Genomic DNA, 19,370 nt, shown 5'->3' with positions numbered 1-19,370 from the left:
GACAGAATCGGGCGAGACACCAATGAACCAGAAGCGGATTGCAGTCATCGGCGGCGGCCCGGCGGGTCTTGCGGCTGCCGAACTGCTTTCACTCTCCGGCCATGCAGTGACCGTCTATGACGCCATGCCAACCTTCGCCCGCAAGTTCCTGCTGGCCGGCAAGTCGGGCCTCAACATCACCCATTCCGAGGATTATGCGCGTTTCGCCGCACGCTTCGGCGCGGCTTCCGGCCGTCTGCGCCCGGCTCTCGATGCCTTCACCCCCGATGAAATCAGGAATTGGGCCGCAGGGCTCGGGACCGAGACTTTCGTCGGCTCCTCCGGCCGGGTTTTCCCGACGGTGATGAAGGCCTCTCCTCTGCTCCGTGCATGGCTCCGGCGGCTGGAAAACCAGGGCGTTGCGCTGCGCACCCGCCATCGCTGGACCGGTTTTGTCGACGGCGGCCATGTTTTCGAAACGCCGGAAGGGCGCACCATCGTCCATTGCGACGCAGCCCTGCTGGCGCTCGGCGGCGCAAGCTGGCCGCGCCTGGGCTCCGATGCCAGCTGGTTACCCTTGCTATTGGAGAGAGGCGTCGAGATCGATGCCTTCCGGCCCGCCAATTGCGGCTTCGTGGTCGGCTGGAGCGCAGGCTTCAGCGAGCGTTTCGCCGGCGAACCGGTAAAGTCGGTCACCGCCACATCCGATGCCGGCACGTTTCCCGGCGAATTCGTTGTCACCGCAAGCGGCATCGAAGGCAGTCTTGTTTACGCCCATACCGCCGCGTTGCGCGACCGGCTCCAGAGCCATGGCAGCGCCGTCCTGACGCTCGACCTGGCACCTGGCCGGCCGATCGAAAGACTGGCGCGTGATCTTGCGCGGCAGGACGCCAAATCGAGCTTCTCCAACCGCCTGCGCAAGGGCGCCGGTCTCGATGGGGTCAAGGCAGCCTTGTTGCGGGAACTCCTGCCCGAGCGCGAGCGGACTGACCCCGGACGGCTCGCCGGCATGATCAAGGCCCTGCCGGTGCCTGTTCTCGACACAAGGCCGATCGGCGAGGCAATTTCCTCGGCCGGCGGCATCCGCTGGAGCAGTATCGACGAAGGCTTCATGTTGAAGGCGCTGCCGGGCACCTTCGTCGCCGGCGAGATGCTCGACTGGGAAGCACCGACCGGTGGCTACCTCCTCACCGCCTGCCTTGCTACTGGCCGGGCGGCCGCGCGCGGCATTGAAGCCTGGCTGCGACGCCAAGGTGGGGAAACCTAGCCCAAGGTAGAAGGCGGCCGCCGGTGCCGGCCGATTGCAAACCGGCCGCTTTTCCATCAGACTATGCTGAAGTTCCGTGGGAGGAGCAGATGCACGAACAGTCAGCGCACGCTGAGCATGTCTATACCTCTGCGCAGCGCAATAATTCCGCCGCCGCGAGTTCTCCGATCGTCGCTTCCTGGCGGCGCTGCATGACCATGCACCAGCTCGCCCCGGAAGATGAACGTGCGCCGCTGCGCCTTACCGACGAGGAATTCCACCATGCTCGCGAGCAGTCCGAACGGCTGATCGCCGGTGCGACCGAAGAGCTCGACCGCCTCTTTACCACAGTCGGCAAGGCCGGCTGCTGTATCCTTCTGACCGACAGGAACGGCATTGCGCTGGAGCGCCGGGGCGCTGTCGGCGACGACAAGGACTTCCGCGAACTTGGCCTCTGGACCGGTTCGGTATGGACCGAGGCGAGCATCGGCACCAACGGCATTGGCACGGCACTTGCCGACGAGCGCGCCGTCGCCATCTTTCGCGACCAGCATTTCTTCTGCTCGAATATCCGGCTGAGCTGCACGACGGCACCGATCCGCGATCATCGCGGTGAGGTTGCCGCCGCCCTCGACATCTCCACTTGCCGCGAAGACGTCAGCGAAATGACGCTGGCGATCCTGACGCAGACCGTGCGCGATGCGGCGATGCGCATCGAACTCAACCTGTTCCGTTCGGCCTTTACAGGCGCCCGCTTCCTGATGGTGCCGGCCGGCGCCAATTCCGCGGCCGCTCTGCTTGCCGTCGACAGGCACGACCTCGTGCTTGGCGCAACCCGCGCCGCCCGCATCGCGCTGCAGCTGGACGACAAGCGGATTGCCGCCGGTATCCCTGCCGCCGATGCCCTCCAGGAAGCGAGCGTCTCGCAGCAGGAAGAGATCGTCGAAGCGGAAAAGGCAGCCCTGCTGCGGGCGCTGTCGCGCACCAGCGGCAACGTCTCGCAGGCGGCGCTCGCCCTTGGCATCAGCCGCGCCACGCTCCACCGGAAGATGAAGAAGTTCGACCTGCATTAGGCAGTTGTCGCGGAGTTCCACGAACATTGCAGTCATGACGCGATCCTGTCGCATCTCTGCGACAGTGTGCGCTGCGGTATTGATGCCGCGCCCTATTCCCTCCGGCAAAACATGCACATTTTCCTCCCACTGGTTCGCTTGGGAACCTGGATCATCATGGGAGGATGACATGCTTCATCAAAAAATCGTCGAGTCGCCGTTCAAGCTGAAATACGGCAACTATATCGGTGGCGAATGGCGCGAGCCGGTCGAAGGCAAATACTTCGAAAACCTGACGCCCGTTACCGGCGGAAAGCTCTGCGACATTCCCCGCTCCAACGAAAAGGACATCAATCTGGCGCTCGACGCCGCCCATGCGGCCAAGGAAAAATGGGGCCGCACCTCTGCCGCCGAGCGCTCCAATATTCTCATGAAGATCGCCCAGCGCATGGAGGACAAGCTGGAATTGCTCGCCCAGGCCGAGACCTGGGACAACGGCAAGCCGATCCGCGAAACCATGGCCGCCGACATTCCGCTGGCGATCGACCATTTCCGCTACTTCGCCTCCTGCATTCGCGCCCAGGAAGGCTCGATCGGCGAGATCGATCATGACACGGTCGCCTATCACTTCCACGAGCCGCTCGGCGTCGTCGGCCAGATCATTCCGTGGAATTTCCCGATCCTGATGGCCACTTGGAAGCTGGCGCCCGCACTTGCCGCCGGCAACTGCGTCGTGCTGAAGCCCGCCGAACAAACCCCGGCTTCGATCCTGCTCTGGGCCGAACTCGTCGGCGATCTTCTGCCGCCCGGCGTGCTCAACATCGTCAACGGCTTCGGCATCGAGGCCGGCAAGCCGCTGGCGACCAGCCCGCGCATCGCCAAGATCGCCTTCACCGGCGAGACCACCACCGGCCGGCTCATCATGCAATATGCCAGCCAGAACCTCATTCCGGTGACGCTGGAACTCGGCGGCAAATCGCCGAACATCTTCTTCGCCGATGTGATGGCCGAAGACGACGATTTCCTCGACAAGGCACTCGAAGGCTTTGCGATGTTTGCCCTCAACCAGGGCGAAGTCTGCACCTGCCCGAGCCGCGCCCTCGTCCAGGAATCGATCTACGACCGCTTTATGGAAAAGGCCGTCAAACGCGTTGAGGCGATCAAGCAGGGCAACCCGCTCGACACCGCGACGATGATCGGCGCCCAGGCCTCGACGGAGCAGTTGGAGAAGATCCTCGCCTATCTCGATATCGGCAAGCAGGAAGGCGCTGAAGTTCTGACCGGCGGCTCGCGCAACGATCTCGGCGGCGAACTGGCGAACGGGTACTACGTCAAGCCGACGATCTTCAAGGGTCACAACAAGATGCGCGTGTTCCAGGAGGAGATCTTCGGACCGGTGGTTTCGGTTACGACTTTCAAGAACGAGAAGGAGGCGCTCGAAATCGCCAACGACACGCTCTACGGCCTCGGCGCCGGCGTCTGGAGCCGCGACGCCAATCGCTGCTACCGTTTCGGACGCGAGATCCAGGCCGGCCGTGTCTGGACCAACTGCTACCACGCCTACCCGGCTCATGCCGCCTTCGGCGGCTACAAACAGTCCGGCATCGGCCGTGAAACCCACAAGATGATGCTCGAACACTACCAGCAGACCAAGAACATGCTGGTCAGCTACAGCCCGAAGGCGCTCGGTTTCTTCTGAGAAGCGTCTAACTTGGCGGGAGGGAGTCTCAACGCCCCTCCCCAACCCCTCCCCCTAAGGGGGAGGGGTTTAACTTGTTGAACCGCCTCATTCTAAAATCACGGATCTCCTTGCTGGAATTTAGATGAGGCAAGCTGACGGAGCGGCATCGTAACCCCTCCCCCTTTGTGGGGAGGGGTTGGGGAGGGGAATCCCGAAACTTTGGAGGAAGAACCATGGAAACCACCGTCAATGGCGAACCGCGCGTTCTCGCAACCGATGCAGCCCTCGATCTGATCGGCGAAATCAGGCGCGACCATCCCGACATCCTCTTCCACCAGTCCGGCGGCTGCTGCGACGGCTCCTCGCCAATGTGTTATCCTGCCAATGAATTCATGATCGGCGACAGCGACGTCAGGCTCGGCGAAATCGGCGGCGTGCCGGTCTATATCAGCGCCAGCCAATTCGAGGCATGGAAGCATACCCAGCTTATCATCGATGTCGTGCCCGGCCGCGGCGGCATGTTCTCGCTCGACAACGGCCGGGAGAAACGCTTCCTCACCCGCTCCCGCCTCTTCGGCGGCGGCGACGCCTGCGCCGTGCCGGGTGTGGCCGTCAAGACGGTCTAATTCAGGCCACTCAAAACTGTGCAGCGGTTTTGGGACCGCAACATGCGAGACCCCGAAGCACATTGCATAGCATCGGTCTCGTGCGCGTAGTTTCAGGTGGGAATTTCACCTGTAGTATTCCCATAGTACCTTCTCACCGCCGCATTTTGCTAATCTCCGCCAGTTGGTTTCAAAGGAGGATCCGATGCCAGCTTCAAAAATCCTGATGATCACGGGTGACTTCACCGAAGATTACGAAACGATGGTGCCGTTCCAGACGCTGCTCGCCTGCGGCTATACGGTCGATGCCGTCTGTCCCGGCAAGAAGGCGGGCGACACCGTCGCCACCGCCATTCATGATTTCGAGGGCGACCAGACCTACTCCGAAAAGCGGGGGCATAATTTCACGCTCAACGCCACTTTCGAGAGCGTACGCGCCGAAGACTACGATGCCCTCGTCATCCCCGGCGGCCGCGCGCCGGAATATCTGCGCCTGAATGCCGACGTCATCAAGTCAGTCCGGCACTTCTTCGATGCCGGAAAACCCGTCGCCGCCATCTGCCACGGCGCACAGCTGCTTGCCGCCGCCGGCGTACTGAAGGGCCGCACCTGCTCGGCCTATCCCGCCTGCCGGCCGGAAGTCGAACTTGCCGGCGGCATCTACGCCGATATTTCGATCACCGACGCGGTCGCGGACGGCAACCTGGTCACGGCACCGGCCTGGCCGGCCCATCCGTCATGGCTGCGCCAGTTCATGGCCGTGCTCGATGCCGCGGCTCTGCTGGAAACGACCGCCGCCTGAGGAGGGCGACACCGGGGGAGGACGACATGTGCGAATTGTTCATCAAGGCGGATGCACTGCTCTGGGAAAGCACCACCCGGTCGCTGCGCATCGACGGCATGGTCACCAGTGTCAGGCTGGAGAATTTCTTCTGGTCGAAGCTGGAGGAAATCGCCCGGCGCGACAGCATGAATGTGGTCCAGCTGATTACCCGCCTGCACCATGAATCGATCGATGTCGGCCACGATCTCGGCAACTTCACGTCCTTCCTACGGGTCTGCTGCGCCCGCTATCTCGACCTGCAGCTGACCGGCGACATCCCGGCGGATCTTAGCCGTCCGATCGCAGACCTCGACGCGCCTGTCATCCTCAGCCGCGAACGAGCAAGATATCACTGAATGCCAGCCCGACAGGTCCATCGGACGATGACGAACGGAACTGCCCGCGGATAGCTCCGCGGGCAGTTCCGCAAGATGTTTGACCTTGTCTTGGGCGCCGGGCTTGCGCTGCCGGGCGGCCTGGATCAACAATGCGCGGCATCGTCCAAGACAGGCACAGCCGGGAGATCGAGCCATGAACGACCAGAAAGCCGTGATCGTCACGGGAGCCGGCGGCAATCTCGGCAGTGCCGTTGTTCGTGAACTGGCCGCAGCCGGCGCCAAACTCGTCTGCATGAACCGTTCGAGCCAAGAGCTGGAAGCTCTGGCCAGCGAGCTTCCCGCTTCCGCTGAGTTTCTGTCGATCGCTGGAACGGAGCTCACCGATTACGCCTCTTGCGCCGCCGCCGTCGCGCGGGCGGTCAAGCGCTTCGGCGGCATCAGCGCGTTGGTCAACACCGTCGGCGGTTTCCGGATGGGACCGGTCGGACCCGATGCCCCCGTGCAATGGGATATGATGATGACGGCGAATGCCCGCACTGCGCTGACGATCAGCGCCGCGGTTCTCCCGACGATGAAGGCCGCCGGCTACGGTCGCATCGTTCACATCGCCGCCGCGCCCGGCCTGAAGGCCGGCGCCAACCAGGCCGCTTACGCCGCGTCGAAAGCCGCCGTCATCCGGCTGACCGAAGCGATCGCCGCCGAATGCCGCGACGACCGCATCACTGCCAACTGCATCCTGCCCGGAACAATCGACACGCCTGAGAATCGCGCGGCCATGCCCAACGCAAAGACGGACGGCTGGGTATCGCCGCAATCGATCGCACGCCTCGTCGCCTTCCTGATTTCGCCGGCCGCAGCCGTCGTCACCGGCGCAGCGATCCCGGCAACCGGCCTGGAATAGCGGAAGGATTCGTGACAGGCCTCTGGTATGAGGTACAGTCGTTTTGATATTCTGGGAAACGCGGGAGGCTTTCTGCATGAAGGCAATCGGGGTGGCTTCGCTCGGCCCCTTCATGCGGCGGCCGCAGGACAGCGGGCGGGACACGATGGCGTTGATGATCGCAGTGCGGCGAAATTTGCCCGATGGCGGCGGTTCCGATGACTGACGGGCCGGCATTGCACAGCGTCGGCGAAACCAGCCTCCGTAGGGAATGGTTCCTCGGCGTCAGCACCGCAACCAGCCTGACATTCATTGCCCACCCCGGGCTCTTCCAGCATCTTTCCGAGCCGCTTTGGTTCACCCTCCTTTTCGGATGGCTGTTTGCCGTCGTTCTCGGCTCCGCCTTGTCGGTCGTGCGGCACGCGGATTATCTGGCCGAACGGCTGAAAGAACCCTACGGCACGCTCATTCTGACGCTTGCCATTACCTCGATCGAGGTGATGGCGATTTCAGCCGTGATGATTCACGGCGAGAACAACCCCACGCTTGCACGCGACACCCTCTTTGCCGTCGTCATGATCATCCTGAACGGCATGGTCGGCCTGTCGTTGCTGCTCGGCGCCTGGCGGCGGCCCGAACAGCAGCACAATCTTCAAGGCGCCAACGCCTATCTCGGCGTCATCGTGCCGCTGGCGACGCTCAGCCTGGTCATGCCGACATTTCTTGCCGGTCCGGACGGGCAACATCCATCAGCCCCGCGGCAACTGATACTGGGCGTGATATCGGTCGGCCTCTACGCCACGTTTCTGTTCCTTCAGGCTGGCCGCCATCAGGATTATTTCGCCGACGACGGCAACCGTCGTGAACGTCGGGGCGAACGTGCCCCTTCTCGCGGGCCGATCTGGTTTCATGCCATTCTGCTTTTCGCTTATATGGGCCCCGTGGTCTTTCTGGTCGAACAGCTTGCACTGCCAATCGATTACATCATCGAAACCCTGCACGCCCCGGCCGCGTTCGGCGGTGTCGTCATGGCCATCCTCGTCGCAACACCCGAGGCGATCAGTGCCGTGCGCGCATCCATCGCCAATAATCTTCAGCGCTCCATCAACATCTTTCTGGGTTCGGTCCTGTCCACGATCGGGCTGACCGTCCCGGCGATGCTCGTCATCAGCCGTCTCTACGGGCACCCGGTCACGCTCGGCCTGGAACACGGGGATCTGGTGATGCTCCTGCTCACTCTTGCGGTCAGCATCATCACCTTCGCCAGCGGCCGCACGCACCTCATGCAAGGCGCGGTTCATCTGGTGCTTTTCCTGGCTTATGTGCTGCTTATTTTCCAGCAATGACCTCCGCGGCAATGTCTTGTCATCGTCCTGCGGCTGCAGGAGAATAGAAAAGTAAAGATTCCACGCTTCGCCTGTCTTCCGCTATGATCCCGGGAACTATCACGCTTCTTGCCGGCAATCGCGGCACCTGCGGGATTGACGCGACGATACGGAGACCGGACTTGAGCTCACTGCTGCTTGGCGGGCTTGTATTTGTTTTTCTGTCGGCGGCAACATCGATAGGAATGATGATTCGCGCCCGCTTGCCGGACCACCATCTCAACTCGGAATCCAAGGATGTCATCAGGCTCGCGACCGCGGTGGTGGGAACGCTATCGGCCTTGGCGCTCGGCCTGCTGATCGCATCCGCCAAATCCTCCTATGACAACGCCGAAGCGGAGATGAGAACCGCGGCGGCACGGATCCTCCTTCTGGACCGCGTCATGGCGCATTACGGCCCGGAAACTGATCACGCGCGTCAGCTGTTGCGTGAACTCATCGAGAAGCGGCTGAGCCGTGGCTGGACCGCCGAGACCACCGACGAGGCGTCCGGCCAGCAGCTGGGGGAATATCAGGATATCGAGACGGTTCAGGGCGATCTTCGCTCTCTGTCGCCGCAGGATGCCGTGCAACGTTCCCTCCAGGCGCGTGCGCTGGAGGTGAGCGGCATGCTGGCCGAAACTCACTGGCTGCTGGTGGAATCTGGTCGCGAGGGCTTGCCCTGGGCGTTCCTCACCGTTCTCGTCTGTTGGCTCGGATTGCTTTTTGCGACCTTCGGACTGCAGGCGCCGCCCAACCCGACGGTGCTGTCAATTCTGTTCGTTTGCGCCCTGTCCGTCGCGGGCGCGGTCTTCCTGATCTCGGATATGGCCAATCCTTATATCGGTCTGGTCCGCGTTTCGGACGCGCCTTTGCAATCCGCCATCGAGCGGCTTGGGAAACCGTAGCGACGTCGCCTCGCTTCAACACAGATTAATTGCGCACCAAGGGCTATTGCAATTTTTAGCAATGCCGCGACATAATATCACATGCCTTGAACCTTCGGAGGCCCATGGGTCGCCGTCGAGGCGCGCATGAACACTGGGGCTCGTGAATGTCGGGGCGGCGGCAATGCGTGGGAGAGTGTATCAGGGTCTGCAACTTTTTGTAGCGCTTACCGGCATGGCAATTCTCGCTGGATGCGAGGAGAGCAGCAACACCTATGTTCCCCCTCCCCCGCCTTCGGTTCGTGTCGCGCAGCCGGTCCAGCAGCCGATAACGCTCTATTTCGAACTCACCGGCAACACCGCACCGCTCAATTCGGTTGATATCGAGGCGCGCGTCCAGGGCTATATCCAATCCATCGACTATCAGGACGGCATGATGGTGAAGAAGGGCACCAAGCTCTTCGGCATCGAGCGCAACACCTATCAGGCGCAACTGGATCAGGCAAAAGCGTCACTCGCCTCGCAGCAGGCCTCTCAGGTCGGCGCGCAGCAGGAATATGACAGGCAGCTCAATCTCATGAAGCAGCAGGTCACTACACAGACCGCAGTCGACAGCGCCAAGGCGACACTCGACGAGGCGAATGCAGCCATCCTCAACGCCCAGGCCAATCTCGAACTCGCGACGATCAACCTCGGCTATACGGAGGTTCTTGCCCCTTTCGACGGTATCGTCACGGATCACCTCGTCGATATCGGCGCGCTCGTCGGCATATCCGGCCCCACGAAACTCGCCAGCATCGTCCAGACCGATCCGCTCTATGCCTATTTCAACGTCAGCGAGACGCAGGTGCTGATGATCAAGGCAGATCTGGCCAAGCAGGGACGCACCTTCAGGCAGACGGACCTTCCAACCATACCGGCGGAGCTCGGCTTGCAGACCGAAGAAGGTTATCCGCACAAGGGACATCTCGACTACGTATCGCCTCAGCTCGATGCCTCCACAGGCACGCTTCAGGTGCGCGCCCTGTTCGACAACAAGGATCACGCCATGTTGCCCGGCCTCTTCGTCAGGGTTCGGGTCCCGGTCGGCCATAACGACAAGGCGTTGCTGGTGCGCGACGACGCGATCGGAACCAACCAGCTGGGCAGCTACGTGCTCGCTCTCGGCAAGGATGACGTCATCGAGCAGAAACAGGTCAAGACAGGCCAGAAAGAAGGCCCGCTTCGCGTCATCGAGTCCGGCCTCGACCCGGCTGACCTGGTCGTTATCCAAGGTATCCAGCTGGCAATCCCCGGCAGCAAGGTTACGCCGGAGAAGACGGAAATGAACCCGGCAGCGAGTGCTGCCGGCGATGCAAAGGCCACGACCACGATGCAATGAATTCGCCACCAGGCTTCATCTGAACGTCCAAGGACAACAGCATGATCTCGCGCTTCTTCATCGAGCGACCGGTACTCGCCAATGTCCTGGCGCTGGTCTTCGTGCTCATAGGCGCGGTCGCCCTCTTTCAACTGCCCGTGGCGCAATATCCGAACGTCGTTCCGCCGACGGTGCAGGTCACCACGCGTTTTCCCGGCGCCAGCGCGCAGACCCTCGTCGATACCGTCGCGCTGCCGATCGAGCAGCAGGTCAACGGCGTGCAGGACATGCTCTACATGCAGTCGACAAGCGCCAGCGACGGTACCTACTCCCTAACCGTGACCTTTGCCATCGGAACGGATCCGGACCAGGCGCAGGTTCTGGTGCAGAACCGCGTCGCCATCGCGATGTCGTCGCTTCCCGAGGCGGTGCAGCTTCAGGGCGTCACGACCCAGAAGAAATCGACGGCGATCCTCGGCTTCGTCACCCTGACTTCGCCCGACAGCCGCTACGACAGCCTGTTCCTGTCGAATTATGCCGTCATCAATCTGCAGAACGAACTCGCTCGTTTGCCCGGAGTGGGCAACGTGACGGTTTTCGGCGCCGGCCAATATGCCATGAGGATCTGGATGGATCCGAACCTGCTGCAGGCACGCGGCCTGACGCCGCAGGATGTCGTCAACGTCGTGCAGCAGCAGAGCCAGGAAGTCGCCGCCGGCCAGATCGGCATCCCGCCCGTGCCGAAAGGGCAGGTCTTCCAGTACACGTTGAATGTCAACGGCCGGCTGAACGATGCGGCTGACTATGAGAACATCATCGTCAAGGTTGAAACCGGACAGGGCGGCCGCATCACGCGGGTCCGCGATATCGGCCGCGTCGAACTCGGAGCTCAGACCTACAGCCAGTCATTCATGCAGAACGGCCGACCCGCGGCCGGCATCGGCATTTTCCAGCTGCCGGAGGCGAACGCCATTGCCGTCGCGCAGGCAGTGAATGCGAAGATGGAGGAACTCTCCAAGAGCTTCCCGCAGGGCCTCGAATATCATCTGCCGTTCGACACGACGAAATTCGTTAAGGCCTCCATCGATGAGGTCTACGTTACCCTGATCGAGGCGGGCGTGCTCGTTCTCATCGTCATCCTCGTCTTCCTGCAGGATTGGCGCGCGATGCTCGTGCCGGCGACCACGGTTCCGGTCACTATCATCGGCGCTTTCGCGGCAATGGCGGCATTGGGCTTCACCGTCAACCTGTCAACGCTCTTTGCCATCGTTCTTGCCATCGGCATTGTCGTCGATGACGCCATCGTCATCGTCGAAGGCGTCGCTCGGCACATCGAAGCGGGCATGTCAGGCCGAAAGGCGGCGGAGAAGGCGATGGAGGAACTGCTCGGTCCCGTCATCGGCATCACGCTGGTCCTGATGGCTGTCTTCATTCCGGCCGCTTTCCTGCCCGGCCTGACCGGACAGCTCTACCGGCAGTTCGCACTCGTCATCGCCGCTACTGCGCTGATCAGCGCCATCAACGCCGTTACGCTGAAGCCGACGCAATGCGCCCTTTGGCTGCGGGCGCCGGTCCCGCTAGAGAAACGCAACGTCTTCTACCGCGGCTTCAACAGGGGCTACGATTGGGGCGAACGCCACTATGCCGGCCTGATTGGATCGATGACCCGCCACAGCGGCATCATGGCCATCGCAGCACTCGCGCTGATCGGTGTCGCCGTCTGGGGGCTCACGCGCCTGCCGACCGCTTTCCTGCCTATCGAGGATCAGGGTTATGTGCTGATCAGCACGCAATTGCCCGACGGCGCCTCGAAGGAAAGGACGGATGCCGTCATGGAGGAGGTCGGCAAGATCGCCGAAGCCACACCCGGCGTCGATCAGGTTCTGACTATCAGCGGCATTTCCGTTCTCGACAACAATGCCAGCTTGCAGAATGCCGGCGTGGCCTATGTCGTCCTCAAGGATTGGGATGAGCGCGGCAAGGAGAAGGAGCAGGATCTGCTGTCGATCTATCAGCATCTGAATGGCGCGCTGCAAAGCGTGCTGTCCGCCAAGACGCTTGTCCTCGTACCGCCTCCGATCCAGGGCGTCGGCAACGCCAGCGGCTTTACCATGCAGATCGAGATCAGGAACGGCGTATCGGACTACCCGCTGCTGCAATCGCTTGCCGACACGATCGTCAAGAACGGCAATGCGCAGTCGTCTCTGCAGAGGCTGAGCACGCCGTTCCGCTCGAACGTGCCGCAACTCGCCGTTTCCGTCGATCGCATCAAGGCCGAGACGCTGGGAATTGCGGTGGGCCAGGTCTTTTCCGCTCTCTCCGGCTATGTCGGATCGAGCTATGTCACCCAGTTCAACAAATTCGGCCGCACCTTCCAGGTCTATGTGCAAGCCGCTTCGGATTTTCGCGTCAGCCCCGAAGACATCCGCAACCTCAAGGTCAAGGCCGGTGACGGGACGATGGTGCCGCTCGGCACGGTCGTCGATGTCAGCATAACGCAAGGTCCCTCTCTGATCAGCCTCTACAATCTCTATCCCACAGCCACCATCGTTGGCGCACCGGCCGCCGGTTTCAGCTCCGGCCAGTCGCTTAACGTCATGGAGCAACTTGCCGATCAGACGCTACCGCCAGGCACCGGCTTTGAATGGACGGCGCTCTCCTACCAGGAGAAGGCGGTGGGCGGTCAGATCTATTTCGCCTTCGCGCTCGCCATGCTCCTCGTCTATTTCGTCCTTGCGGGCCAATATGAAAGCTGGATCCTGCCGCTGGCGGTCATATCAGCCGTGCCGCTCGCTCTCCTCGGCACGGTGGCGGTGCTGATGGCGGTGGGCGCCGCCAACAATCTCTATACGCAGATCGGCATCATCCTGCTGATTGCGCTCGCGGCCAAGAATGCCATTCTCATTGTCGAATATGCGAGGGAAAAGCGGGCGGAAGGCATGGAAATTCTCAACGCGGCGGTCGAGGCCGCGCGCCTGCGTTTCCGGCCCATCCTGATGACCTCTTTCGCCTTTATCCTCGGCGTCCTGCCGCTCGTGCTGGCGACGGGCGCCGGCGCATCGGCCCGCAAGTCGATCGGCATATCGGTCTTCAGCGGCATGATCGCTTCGACCTGCCTTGCCGTGCTCTTCGTGCCGTCCTTCTACGTCCTGTTGCAGCGCCTCGAGGAATATTGGAAGCGCCGCCCGAAGACCGAAGACGTAGCGGAGACCGAAATATCGAAAGTGGGGTAGGACCGCCGCAATCGCTACTGCACGATCACCTGCACGTAAACGCTGCCGCTCTTGGCGTAATAAAGGGAGCCGCATCGATAGTAGTAACCGCCGTAATAAGGGCCGTAGAGGCACCCCGGCGGAAGCACGGCGATCGTCGTCGCCGTCCGCACGACCCGGCGCGTCGTCCGGCGGGCAACACCCGCATAGGAGAGCGGCGTCAGCGGCCGGCCGATGACGGCGCCCGCCGGCGTGGCAAAGCCGATCGACAACGGAACGGCTCCCTGCCCCTCGATGCGAAAGTCGGTGAATGTCAGGACCCCGGCAAGGCCGAGAGCGAGCAGCAGCTTGTTACAGTTCATTTCACTTCTCCCGTATCGGCAGGGGCCGGAAGCTCATCGAGCGATTGCAACTCGCTGAGATCGACCGTCTTCGCGCCGGCTGGAATCTCGATGCTGTAGGAAGCAGCCGCGACATCCGCCCCGCTTTTGAAATCGCTGATTTCGAGTGTGTACTGCGGCGCCTGGACGATATGTTTGCTGGTGATGACGTAACGGCGCGGTATGGGCTGCGAACCGGCCTGTATCCAGATCTGCCAATCGATCTCAGGCGTTCGGAAGGCTAAGTAGTCGCACTCGACGCCGTCCACGAAAGCGCTGGAAATGTGCTTCGCCTCAGTCACATCGGTCATCAGCACGTCATAGACGTCGGAGGACAGCAGATCCGCGCCCGGCGCCTCCACGCCTGCGGTCATCATCCTGTCGATCAGATCATCGAGCGAACCTTTGCCATCGATCTTGGCATAGGCGTCGAGGTTCTTGCCGTGAACCGTCAGCGACGAGCCATCGAAACTGACGTCCACGTCGGCAAAGCCGCCGGTGCGCGTGACACGCAGCTTGTCGGGGCGCGTCAGGTTGGCGGTGCCGGAACTGACGAACTGGAGCTTCTCGAAATCAGGCGTCACCGCTTCCAGTGACGATTGGTAGGTAAACGATATCGCCTTCTGCGCCGCCAGAAAATCGGACATTTTCTTGAGCAGCTCCTTTGCATCATCCGCCCAGGCGCTCGTCGGCAACGCCAAGCTGGCGGAAACCGACGCATATATGAACATCCGCTTCAATCGCGGGAAAGGGAAAGTCGATGACATGGCAATGCCTTTCGTTCGTGTCGTCATTGATTTCATCGAATTACAGATGACGGCTCCGGGCTTGCCGTAGCCGGACATGAGATGTGAAACATGCAGGCAGGCAAGCGAAGGGCCTTGCCTGCCTTGGCGGTATCGCGCCCATCGGGTTTCCCGCCGGAGCGCGATAGCCTCTTTCGAGGAGCAGGTTTCGAACGGGCGCTACAACCCCGAGGTCAGGACCTTATGACAGGCCGGCGACACGCGTTGCAGATTGTCCCGCAGGCAGGCGATACCCCGCCCTCCGCCCAGAGGCACCATGCGGCAGAAGGCGCGGAAGTCCGCTCCGCAGGTTTCCCTGAGGATCATCAACTCCTCGCGTGGAGAGAAAGCCGGCATCATGGCTCCGGCAGCCGGCGCGCTCGGGGCCGTGACGGCAGTATTGCCGGATGCCGGGGCCGATCCCCCCAGTGCCGCAACGGCCTGCTGGCACGGCGGCGATAAAGCGGCGTTGTGCTGTTGCAGGCAGCTGAGCGCCTCGGCGCCTCCCGGCGTCACCCCGGAACATTGTGCCATGAAATCGCGCTGACAGGCCGATTTGACCGCATTGCGCTGTGCTTGCGTCGGTTGATGCGCGGGCGTGCCGGTCGCGGGTGCCGGAGTCGTCGCCCCGGTCGTTGTAGGCGCAGCCGGGGCGGGCTCCGCGGATGTCGACTTGGGCTTGGCGCTTATCGCCGACACCGCCTTCCGGCAGCCCGCGGAAAGCGTGGCGCTATGCTGCTGCAGGCAGGTAAGCGCCTCGATGCCTCCAGGTGTCACCCCAGAGCATTGCGCCATGAAATCGGAGCGGCATTCCGCCCTGATCGCATTGCGCTGCTCGTCGGTCGGCGCTTGCGCCGAAGCGACACCGGCAAAGAGCACCATTGCGCAAAGCACTGACAACCCCGATATTGCCGACAAAGGACGACGTCTCAGAGACGGAGGCGTCAGCAGAGAAGATGCCCGTTTTCGCATTATTCCCCCTATAACTCGCTGATCTATTTCACGAAATCGAACCGCCCTTCTGAATAGGACAACAGGCGCCGCCAAGAATGGACGGACGTTGCTAAGTGTTATGAAAATATAAGAAGCGCCTGACTTACATATATTGGAATATTATTATTTTAGCAACTATCTAAAGCACGGCACAACCTTTCGGATATGCCGGCAGCACTTCAAGTTCTTCGTTTGCTGTATATCTCGACCGCAAAACCGTCGCACCCTTTCGCGCGACATGTTCGAGGCGTGGGTCCGCAAAGCTGACGCATCCGGGATCGCCGCGTCTCCAAGCAGCATCGCCCGGTTGAGCGGCGCTGACATACCAAGCCAGTTGAACTGAGTTGCAGCAAGCTTTGTGTCGGCAATTGACAGCGCCCCGAGGGCGGCAAGCCGATCGAACGTGGCGGCGAGCGACTCGATCGCGCGGCCCGGTCCGCCGGAATAGAGAACAACACCAAGTTCGGGAAAGCGCGTAACCTCGCCAATCACCAGACGGCGAAGCCGAATACGCGGCACCAGGACAATATCGAGCTGACGGATGGCGGTCCTCACAAATGTCGGACCGGCACCCTATGCTCCCGAAAGAACCGTCGCGGAAATAGAGGACAGCGAGGGAAATCGCATCGTGATCAGCAGCATGAGGCTGGTCGGAACGAGCATTCGCTGCGCATGTGGGGCCGTCGGGATCGAGGCTCTGGGGCGGCCGATCGTCGGCGTCGTCTGTTATTGCGACGATTGCCAGACCGCGGGACAGCGGATCGAGAGAATGCCCGGCGCATCGCCTTTTCGCGGCAATGATGGCGGAACGCCACTCATCGTGTACCGCAGGGATCGCATCCGCGACCTCCACGGGCGCGATCACCTGCAACAGATGAAACAGCTAAACAGTTCGGCGACGAACCGCTGGGTCGCAAGATGCTGTAACGGCGCAATGATGATGGATTTTGACGACGGCAAGCACTGGGTCGACATTTACCAGGCACGTTTCGAGTCCGATCCGCCGCCCCCGCCCGTTTCATCGTCAGACTGATAAAGCGCGCCTGGCAATGTCGCTCGCGCGCAACCCGCGCCGACGATAACTCGTGCGCTGCCTGGAATCGCAAAAGCCTGCCCGGATCGGCAGGCTTTGAGAGAGTTTGTATTTGTGAGATTTGGTTGCGGGGCCTGATCGCACAGAGATTTCTGCTTCGACAGACTATTGTCGAAGCAGTCGATCCGATACCAGCTTGTGGTACGCTTCGATGGTGAGAACGCTACCGTCTTTTTCCTTCCCGCGCGAGATTGTCGAACGCAGGTACCGTGCCTGGCAGATCTCTGGCCAGCAGCAATTGTCGTTCGATCGCCTCAGCAAGAAGGGCAAGCAGGTTGTCGCCAGGTGCCTTACGCAACCAAGACTCAGGCCTTTAGTCATCAGGGGGCGGTCGCAGCGAGGCCGCCATCCACCGCCAGGTTGACGCCTACCACCCAGCGAGCGGCATCGGAGCAAAGGAAGAGAGTTGGCCCGGCGACCTCGTCGGCAAAGGCAGGGCGCTTCATTAAGCCCGCGTCTCGCTGCACCCGTTCTTCGCCCAGCATGGTGACGAAATCGCCGAGGATCGGCGTGAAAACCGGCCCCGGCGCCACCGAATTCATGCGGATGTCGTGCTGCATGAACAGATCGAAGCTGCGCGCACGCGTCCAGACGATCAGCGCCTCCTTGAAATACTGATAGCAGGTCTCCTGTGCGACCGGATTGTCGTTCAGCCAAGCCAGTCCCTCGGCGAAATTCTTTGTCGCAGCGAGCGCTCCGTGAGCTTCGACACGTTTAGGCCACTCGGCGCCAAGGATGGAGGCGAAGTTGACAATCGATGCCCCCTTGGGCATCCGCGCCACCAGCGCTTCGGTGAGGTGGCGAAGCCCGAGATAATTGACTTTCGCGACGAGAGCTCGGTCGGCGGTTCCCGGCACGCCCGCCGCATTGATCAGCGCATTGACCTGCCCGGGAAGTGAGCGGACGGCACTGTCGATTGCCGAGGGATCGCTCAGATCGGCCTTGATGAAGCCGTCAAGCGTCAGCATAGGATCATTCCGATCGAGGCCGATAACATGTGCGCCATGAAAGCGCGCCAGGCGGGCGACTTCGCCCCCAATGCCTGAGGACGCACCGGTGATGACGATTGTTTTTCCGTGAAGGTTCATGGGTATTATCCTTGTCCTAGAAAGCGTGGAGTCCAGCCAGCGGTCCGCGGCCGGACCGGTAAAATGCGCAAAAGTACTGGCTGATCAGAACGGATACGGCGTTGCGGTTTTCTTGACCGAAACCCACTGCCACTGGGTGAATTCCTCGATATCCGCCGGCCCGCCTACCCGCGTGCCGTTGCCCGATTTGCCGCGTCCGCCGAAAGGGGCATACGGACCGCCATTCACCGTTTGGTCGTTGATGTGCAATTGGCCGACCTCAAGCTCTTCTCCAACAGCCATCGCCCGGCCGATGTCGGCGGAAATGACCCCGGCGGCGAGGCCGTAGTCGGATCGATTGGCAAGCGCGATGGCCTCTTCATCGCTGCGGAAGGAAACGATGCAGGCGACAGGGCCGAAAACCTCCTCCTCGAAAGCGAGCATGCCGGGCTTCACGCCAGAAAGGACGGTTGCCGGATAGAAACGCCCTTTGCTGCGCCCGCCGGCGAGCAGTCGCGCGCCCTTTGCGACGGCATCGTCGACAATCGCCTGGATCGCCGTCACCTGCGCATCGGAAATAATTGGCCCGAGCGCCACCTGATTGCTTGAAGGATCGCCAACCGGCAGGTGCGCCGCCTTTGCGACCAGCCGGTCAGTCACCGCCTGTTCGATCTTCTCGTCGATGAGAACCAGGCCGGTTGCCATGCAAATCTGCCCCTGGTGAAGGAACGCGCCCCAGGCTGCATTGGAGGCCGCCACGTCAGGGTCGGCGTCATCGAGAATGATCAGCGCGTTCTTGCCTCCGAGTTCGAGTTGCACACGCTTCAGGTTCCTGCCGGCAATCTCGCCAACCTTGACGCCGCCGCGTGCGGAACCCGTAAAGGAGATCATCGCCACGTTTGGATCGCTGCAGAGGGCTTCGCCGGCATCGGCACCGCCGGGCACGATCTGCAGAATGCCCGCCGGCAGGCCGGCCTCCTCGAAAATGCGGGCAATGATGATGCCGCCCGAGATCGGCGTGCGTGGATCTGGCTTGTGCACGACGGCATTGCCGACCGCCAGCGCCGCAGCAATGGAGCGAACCGAAAGGACCAGCGGAAAGTTGAACGGCGAGATAACGCCAACGACGCCATGCGGCACTCGCCGGGCATAATTTTCGCGATCGTCCATGCCAGGAAGGAACATGCCGGACGGAGCCGTGGCAAGTGTTGCCGCATGGCGGATGAACAACGCTCCGTGCTCGATCTCGATCATCGCCTTCTGATGGATCGAGCCCGACTCCTTCATGATCCACAGGGCGAGTTCCGCACCATTTGCCTCCAGCAAGTCGGCGGCCCTGTTGAGGATGCGCGCACGCTCAGCACCGAGCATTTTCGCCCAGGCTTTCTGGGCAGCACGGGCCTCGCCTGCGGCGCGGGCGATGTCTGCTGGTCCGCCAAGGCCGACGGAGGCGAGAACCGTTCCGTTGGCCGGATCAGTGACATTGATCGTTCCCGCTTCGGTCCGATCCCAGCCGCCAAAGAAGGCGCGACCGTTCCAGCGCCCGGCATCTATGAAAGTGTGAGTTTGGATGTTCATGGTGTGGGCCTCCTCAGATCCTCTTGTCATGAGAGAAGGCATCGCTT

The 19,370-nt window shown here is 61.8% G+C and carries 20 protein-coding genes; 14 read left to right on the top strand and 6 right to left on the bottom strand.

The features are described 5' to 3' along the window. Positions 1-22 precede the first annotated feature (22 nt). The 12 genes from EFB14_RS31635 (at position 23) to EFB14_RS31585 (ending at position 13,448) form a co-directional block, all read left to right on the top strand. Positions 23-1,246 (top strand): TIGR03862 family flavoprotein, encoded by a 1,224-nt coding sequence (locus EFB14_RS31635; protein WP_126830688.1) that lies wholly within the window; start codon positions 23-25, stop codon positions 1,244-1,246. 89 nt (positions 1,247-1,335) lie between these two features. Continuing rightward, entirely contained in the window at positions 1,336-2,298 is a 963-nt protein-coding gene (locus EFB14_RS31630) for a helix-turn-helix domain-containing protein (RefSeq protein ID WP_126830686.1), read from the top strand. 169 nt (positions 2,299-2,467) lie between these two features. Then, positions 2,468-3,976: an aldehyde dehydrogenase gene (adh, locus tag EFB14_RS31625; RefSeq protein WP_126830684.1), complete on the top strand. Its 1,509-nt coding sequence runs from the start codon at positions 2,468-2,470 to the stop codon at positions 3,974-3,976. Positions 3,977-4,191: 215 nt separating this feature from the next. Beyond that, positions 4,192-4,584: a DUF779 domain-containing protein gene (locus tag EFB14_RS31620; protein WP_126830682.1), complete on the top strand. Its 393-nt coding sequence runs from the start codon at positions 4,192-4,194 to the stop codon at positions 4,582-4,584. A 184-nt stretch (positions 4,585-4,768) separates the two neighbouring features. Next, complete coding sequence (locus EFB14_RS31615) at positions 4,769-5,365, top strand: DJ-1/PfpI family protein (RefSeq protein WP_126830680.1); 597 nt, start codon at positions 4,769-4,771, stop codon at positions 5,363-5,365. 26 nt (positions 5,366-5,391) lie between these two features. Continuing rightward, the gene (locus EFB14_RS31610; protein ID WP_126830678.1) at positions 5,392-5,742 is read left to right on the top strand and encodes a ribbon-helix-helix domain-containing protein; all 351 of its coding nucleotides are present in this window, start codon (positions 5,392-5,394) and stop codon (positions 5,740-5,742) included. Positions 5,743-5,917: 175 nt separating this feature from the next. After that, a complete protein-coding gene (locus tag EFB14_RS31605) occupies positions 5,918-6,625 on the top strand; it encodes an SDR family NAD(P)-dependent oxidoreductase (protein ID WP_126830676.1) in 708 nt (235 codons plus the stop codon). A 76-nt stretch (positions 6,626-6,701) separates the two neighbouring features. Beyond that, positions 6,702-6,830, top strand: a complete 129-nt coding sequence (locus EFB14_RS33785) for a hypothetical protein (RefSeq protein WP_281015475.1) — start codon at positions 6,702-6,704, stop codon at positions 6,828-6,830. Then, on the top strand, positions 6,823-7,950 hold the full coding sequence (locus EFB14_RS31600; RefSeq protein ID WP_126830674.1) for a calcium:cation antiporter: 1,128 nt from the start codon (positions 6,823-6,825) through the stop codon (positions 7,948-7,950). Before EFB14_RS33785 ends, EFB14_RS31600 begins: the two co-directional genes overlap by 8 nt. A 161-nt stretch (positions 7,951-8,111) precedes the next feature. Beyond that, positions 8,112-8,876 carry a bestrophin-like domain gene (locus EFB14_RS31595; protein ID WP_126830672.1) on the top strand — a complete coding sequence of 255 codons (765 nt, stop codon included), beginning with the start codon at positions 8,112-8,114 and terminating at the stop codon, positions 8,874-8,876. A gap of 163 nt (positions 8,877-9,039) precedes the next feature. Then, positions 9,040-10,236, top strand: a complete 1,197-nt coding sequence (locus EFB14_RS31590; RefSeq protein ID WP_126830670.1) for an efflux RND transporter periplasmic adaptor subunit — start codon at positions 9,040-9,042, stop codon at positions 10,234-10,236. Positions 10,237-10,277: 41 nt separating this feature from the next. Next, the gene (locus EFB14_RS31585; RefSeq protein ID WP_126830668.1) at positions 10,278-13,448 is read left to right on the top strand and encodes an efflux RND transporter permease subunit; all 3,171 of its coding nucleotides are present in this window, start codon (positions 10,278-10,280) and stop codon (positions 13,446-13,448) included. A gap of 14 nt (positions 13,449-13,462) precedes the next feature. Here EFB14_RS31585 and EFB14_RS31580 read toward each other — a convergent pair whose 3' ends face one another. Together EFB14_RS31580 and EFB14_RS31575 are read right to left on the bottom strand one after the other, a co-directional pair. Beyond that, a complete protein-coding gene (locus tag EFB14_RS31580; RefSeq protein WP_126830666.1) occupies positions 13,463-13,789 on the bottom strand; it encodes a hypothetical protein in 327 nt (108 codons plus the stop codon). Then, positions 13,786-14,538: a DUF2092 domain-containing protein gene (locus tag EFB14_RS31575; protein ID WP_245438350.1), complete on the bottom strand. Its 753-nt coding sequence runs from the start codon at positions 14,536-14,538 to the stop codon at positions 13,786-13,788. Before EFB14_RS31575 ends, EFB14_RS31580 begins: the two co-directional genes overlap by 4 nt. Here EFB14_RS31575 and EFB14_RS33665 point away from each other — a divergent pair. Beyond that, positions 14,459-14,644, top strand: coding sequence for a hypothetical protein (locus EFB14_RS33665; RefSeq protein ID WP_245438351.1), 186 nt, complete (start codon positions 14,459-14,461; stop codon positions 14,642-14,644). The two genes, EFB14_RS31575 and EFB14_RS33665, sit on opposite strands and share 80 nt — an antisense overlap. Before the next feature lie 128 nt (positions 14,645-14,772). On the opposite strand, the gene EFB14_RS31570 is transcribed toward EFB14_RS33665, so the two are convergent. Both EFB14_RS31570 and EFB14_RS31565 read right to left on the bottom strand, forming a co-directional pair. Next, positions 14,773-15,564 carry a hypothetical protein gene (locus EFB14_RS31570; protein WP_126830662.1) on the bottom strand — a complete coding sequence of 264 codons (792 nt, stop codon included), beginning with the start codon at positions 15,562-15,564 and terminating at the stop codon, positions 14,773-14,775. 156 nt (positions 15,565-15,720) lie between these two features. Next, the gene (locus tag EFB14_RS31565; protein ID WP_126830660.1) at positions 15,721-16,140 is read right to left on the bottom strand and encodes a TetR/AcrR family transcriptional regulator C-terminal domain-containing protein; all 420 of its coding nucleotides are present in this window, start codon (positions 16,138-16,140) and stop codon (positions 15,721-15,723) included. Positions 16,141-16,213: 73 nt separating this feature from the next. Between EFB14_RS31565 and EFB14_RS31560 the strand changes: the two genes are divergently transcribed. Then, complete coding sequence (locus EFB14_RS31560; RefSeq protein ID WP_126830658.1) at positions 16,214-16,618, top strand: GFA family protein; 405 nt, start codon at positions 16,214-16,216, stop codon at positions 16,616-16,618. A 380-nt stretch (positions 16,619-16,998) separates the two neighbouring features. On the opposite strand, the gene EFB14_RS31555 is transcribed toward EFB14_RS31560, so the two are convergent. Further along, entirely contained in the window at positions 16,999-17,766 is a 768-nt protein-coding gene (locus EFB14_RS31555) for a coniferyl-alcohol dehydrogenase (protein WP_126830656.1), read from the bottom strand. An 84-nt stretch (positions 17,767-17,850) separates the two neighbouring features. Beyond that, positions 17,851-19,323 carry a benzaldehyde dehydrogenase gene (locus EFB14_RS31550; protein ID WP_126830654.1) on the bottom strand — a complete coding sequence of 491 codons (1,473 nt, stop codon included), beginning with the start codon at positions 19,321-19,323 and terminating at the stop codon, positions 17,851-17,853. Positions 19,324-19,370 lie beyond the last annotated feature (47 nt).

This window comes from Rhizobium fabae, from assembly GCF_003985135.1.
Taxonomy (GTDB): domain Bacteria; phylum Pseudomonadota; class Alphaproteobacteria; order Rhizobiales; family Rhizobiaceae; genus Rhizobium; species Rhizobium pisi.
Note: the sequence above shows the minus strand (reverse complement) of the source record. Positions and strands in the feature narration are given on the sequence as shown.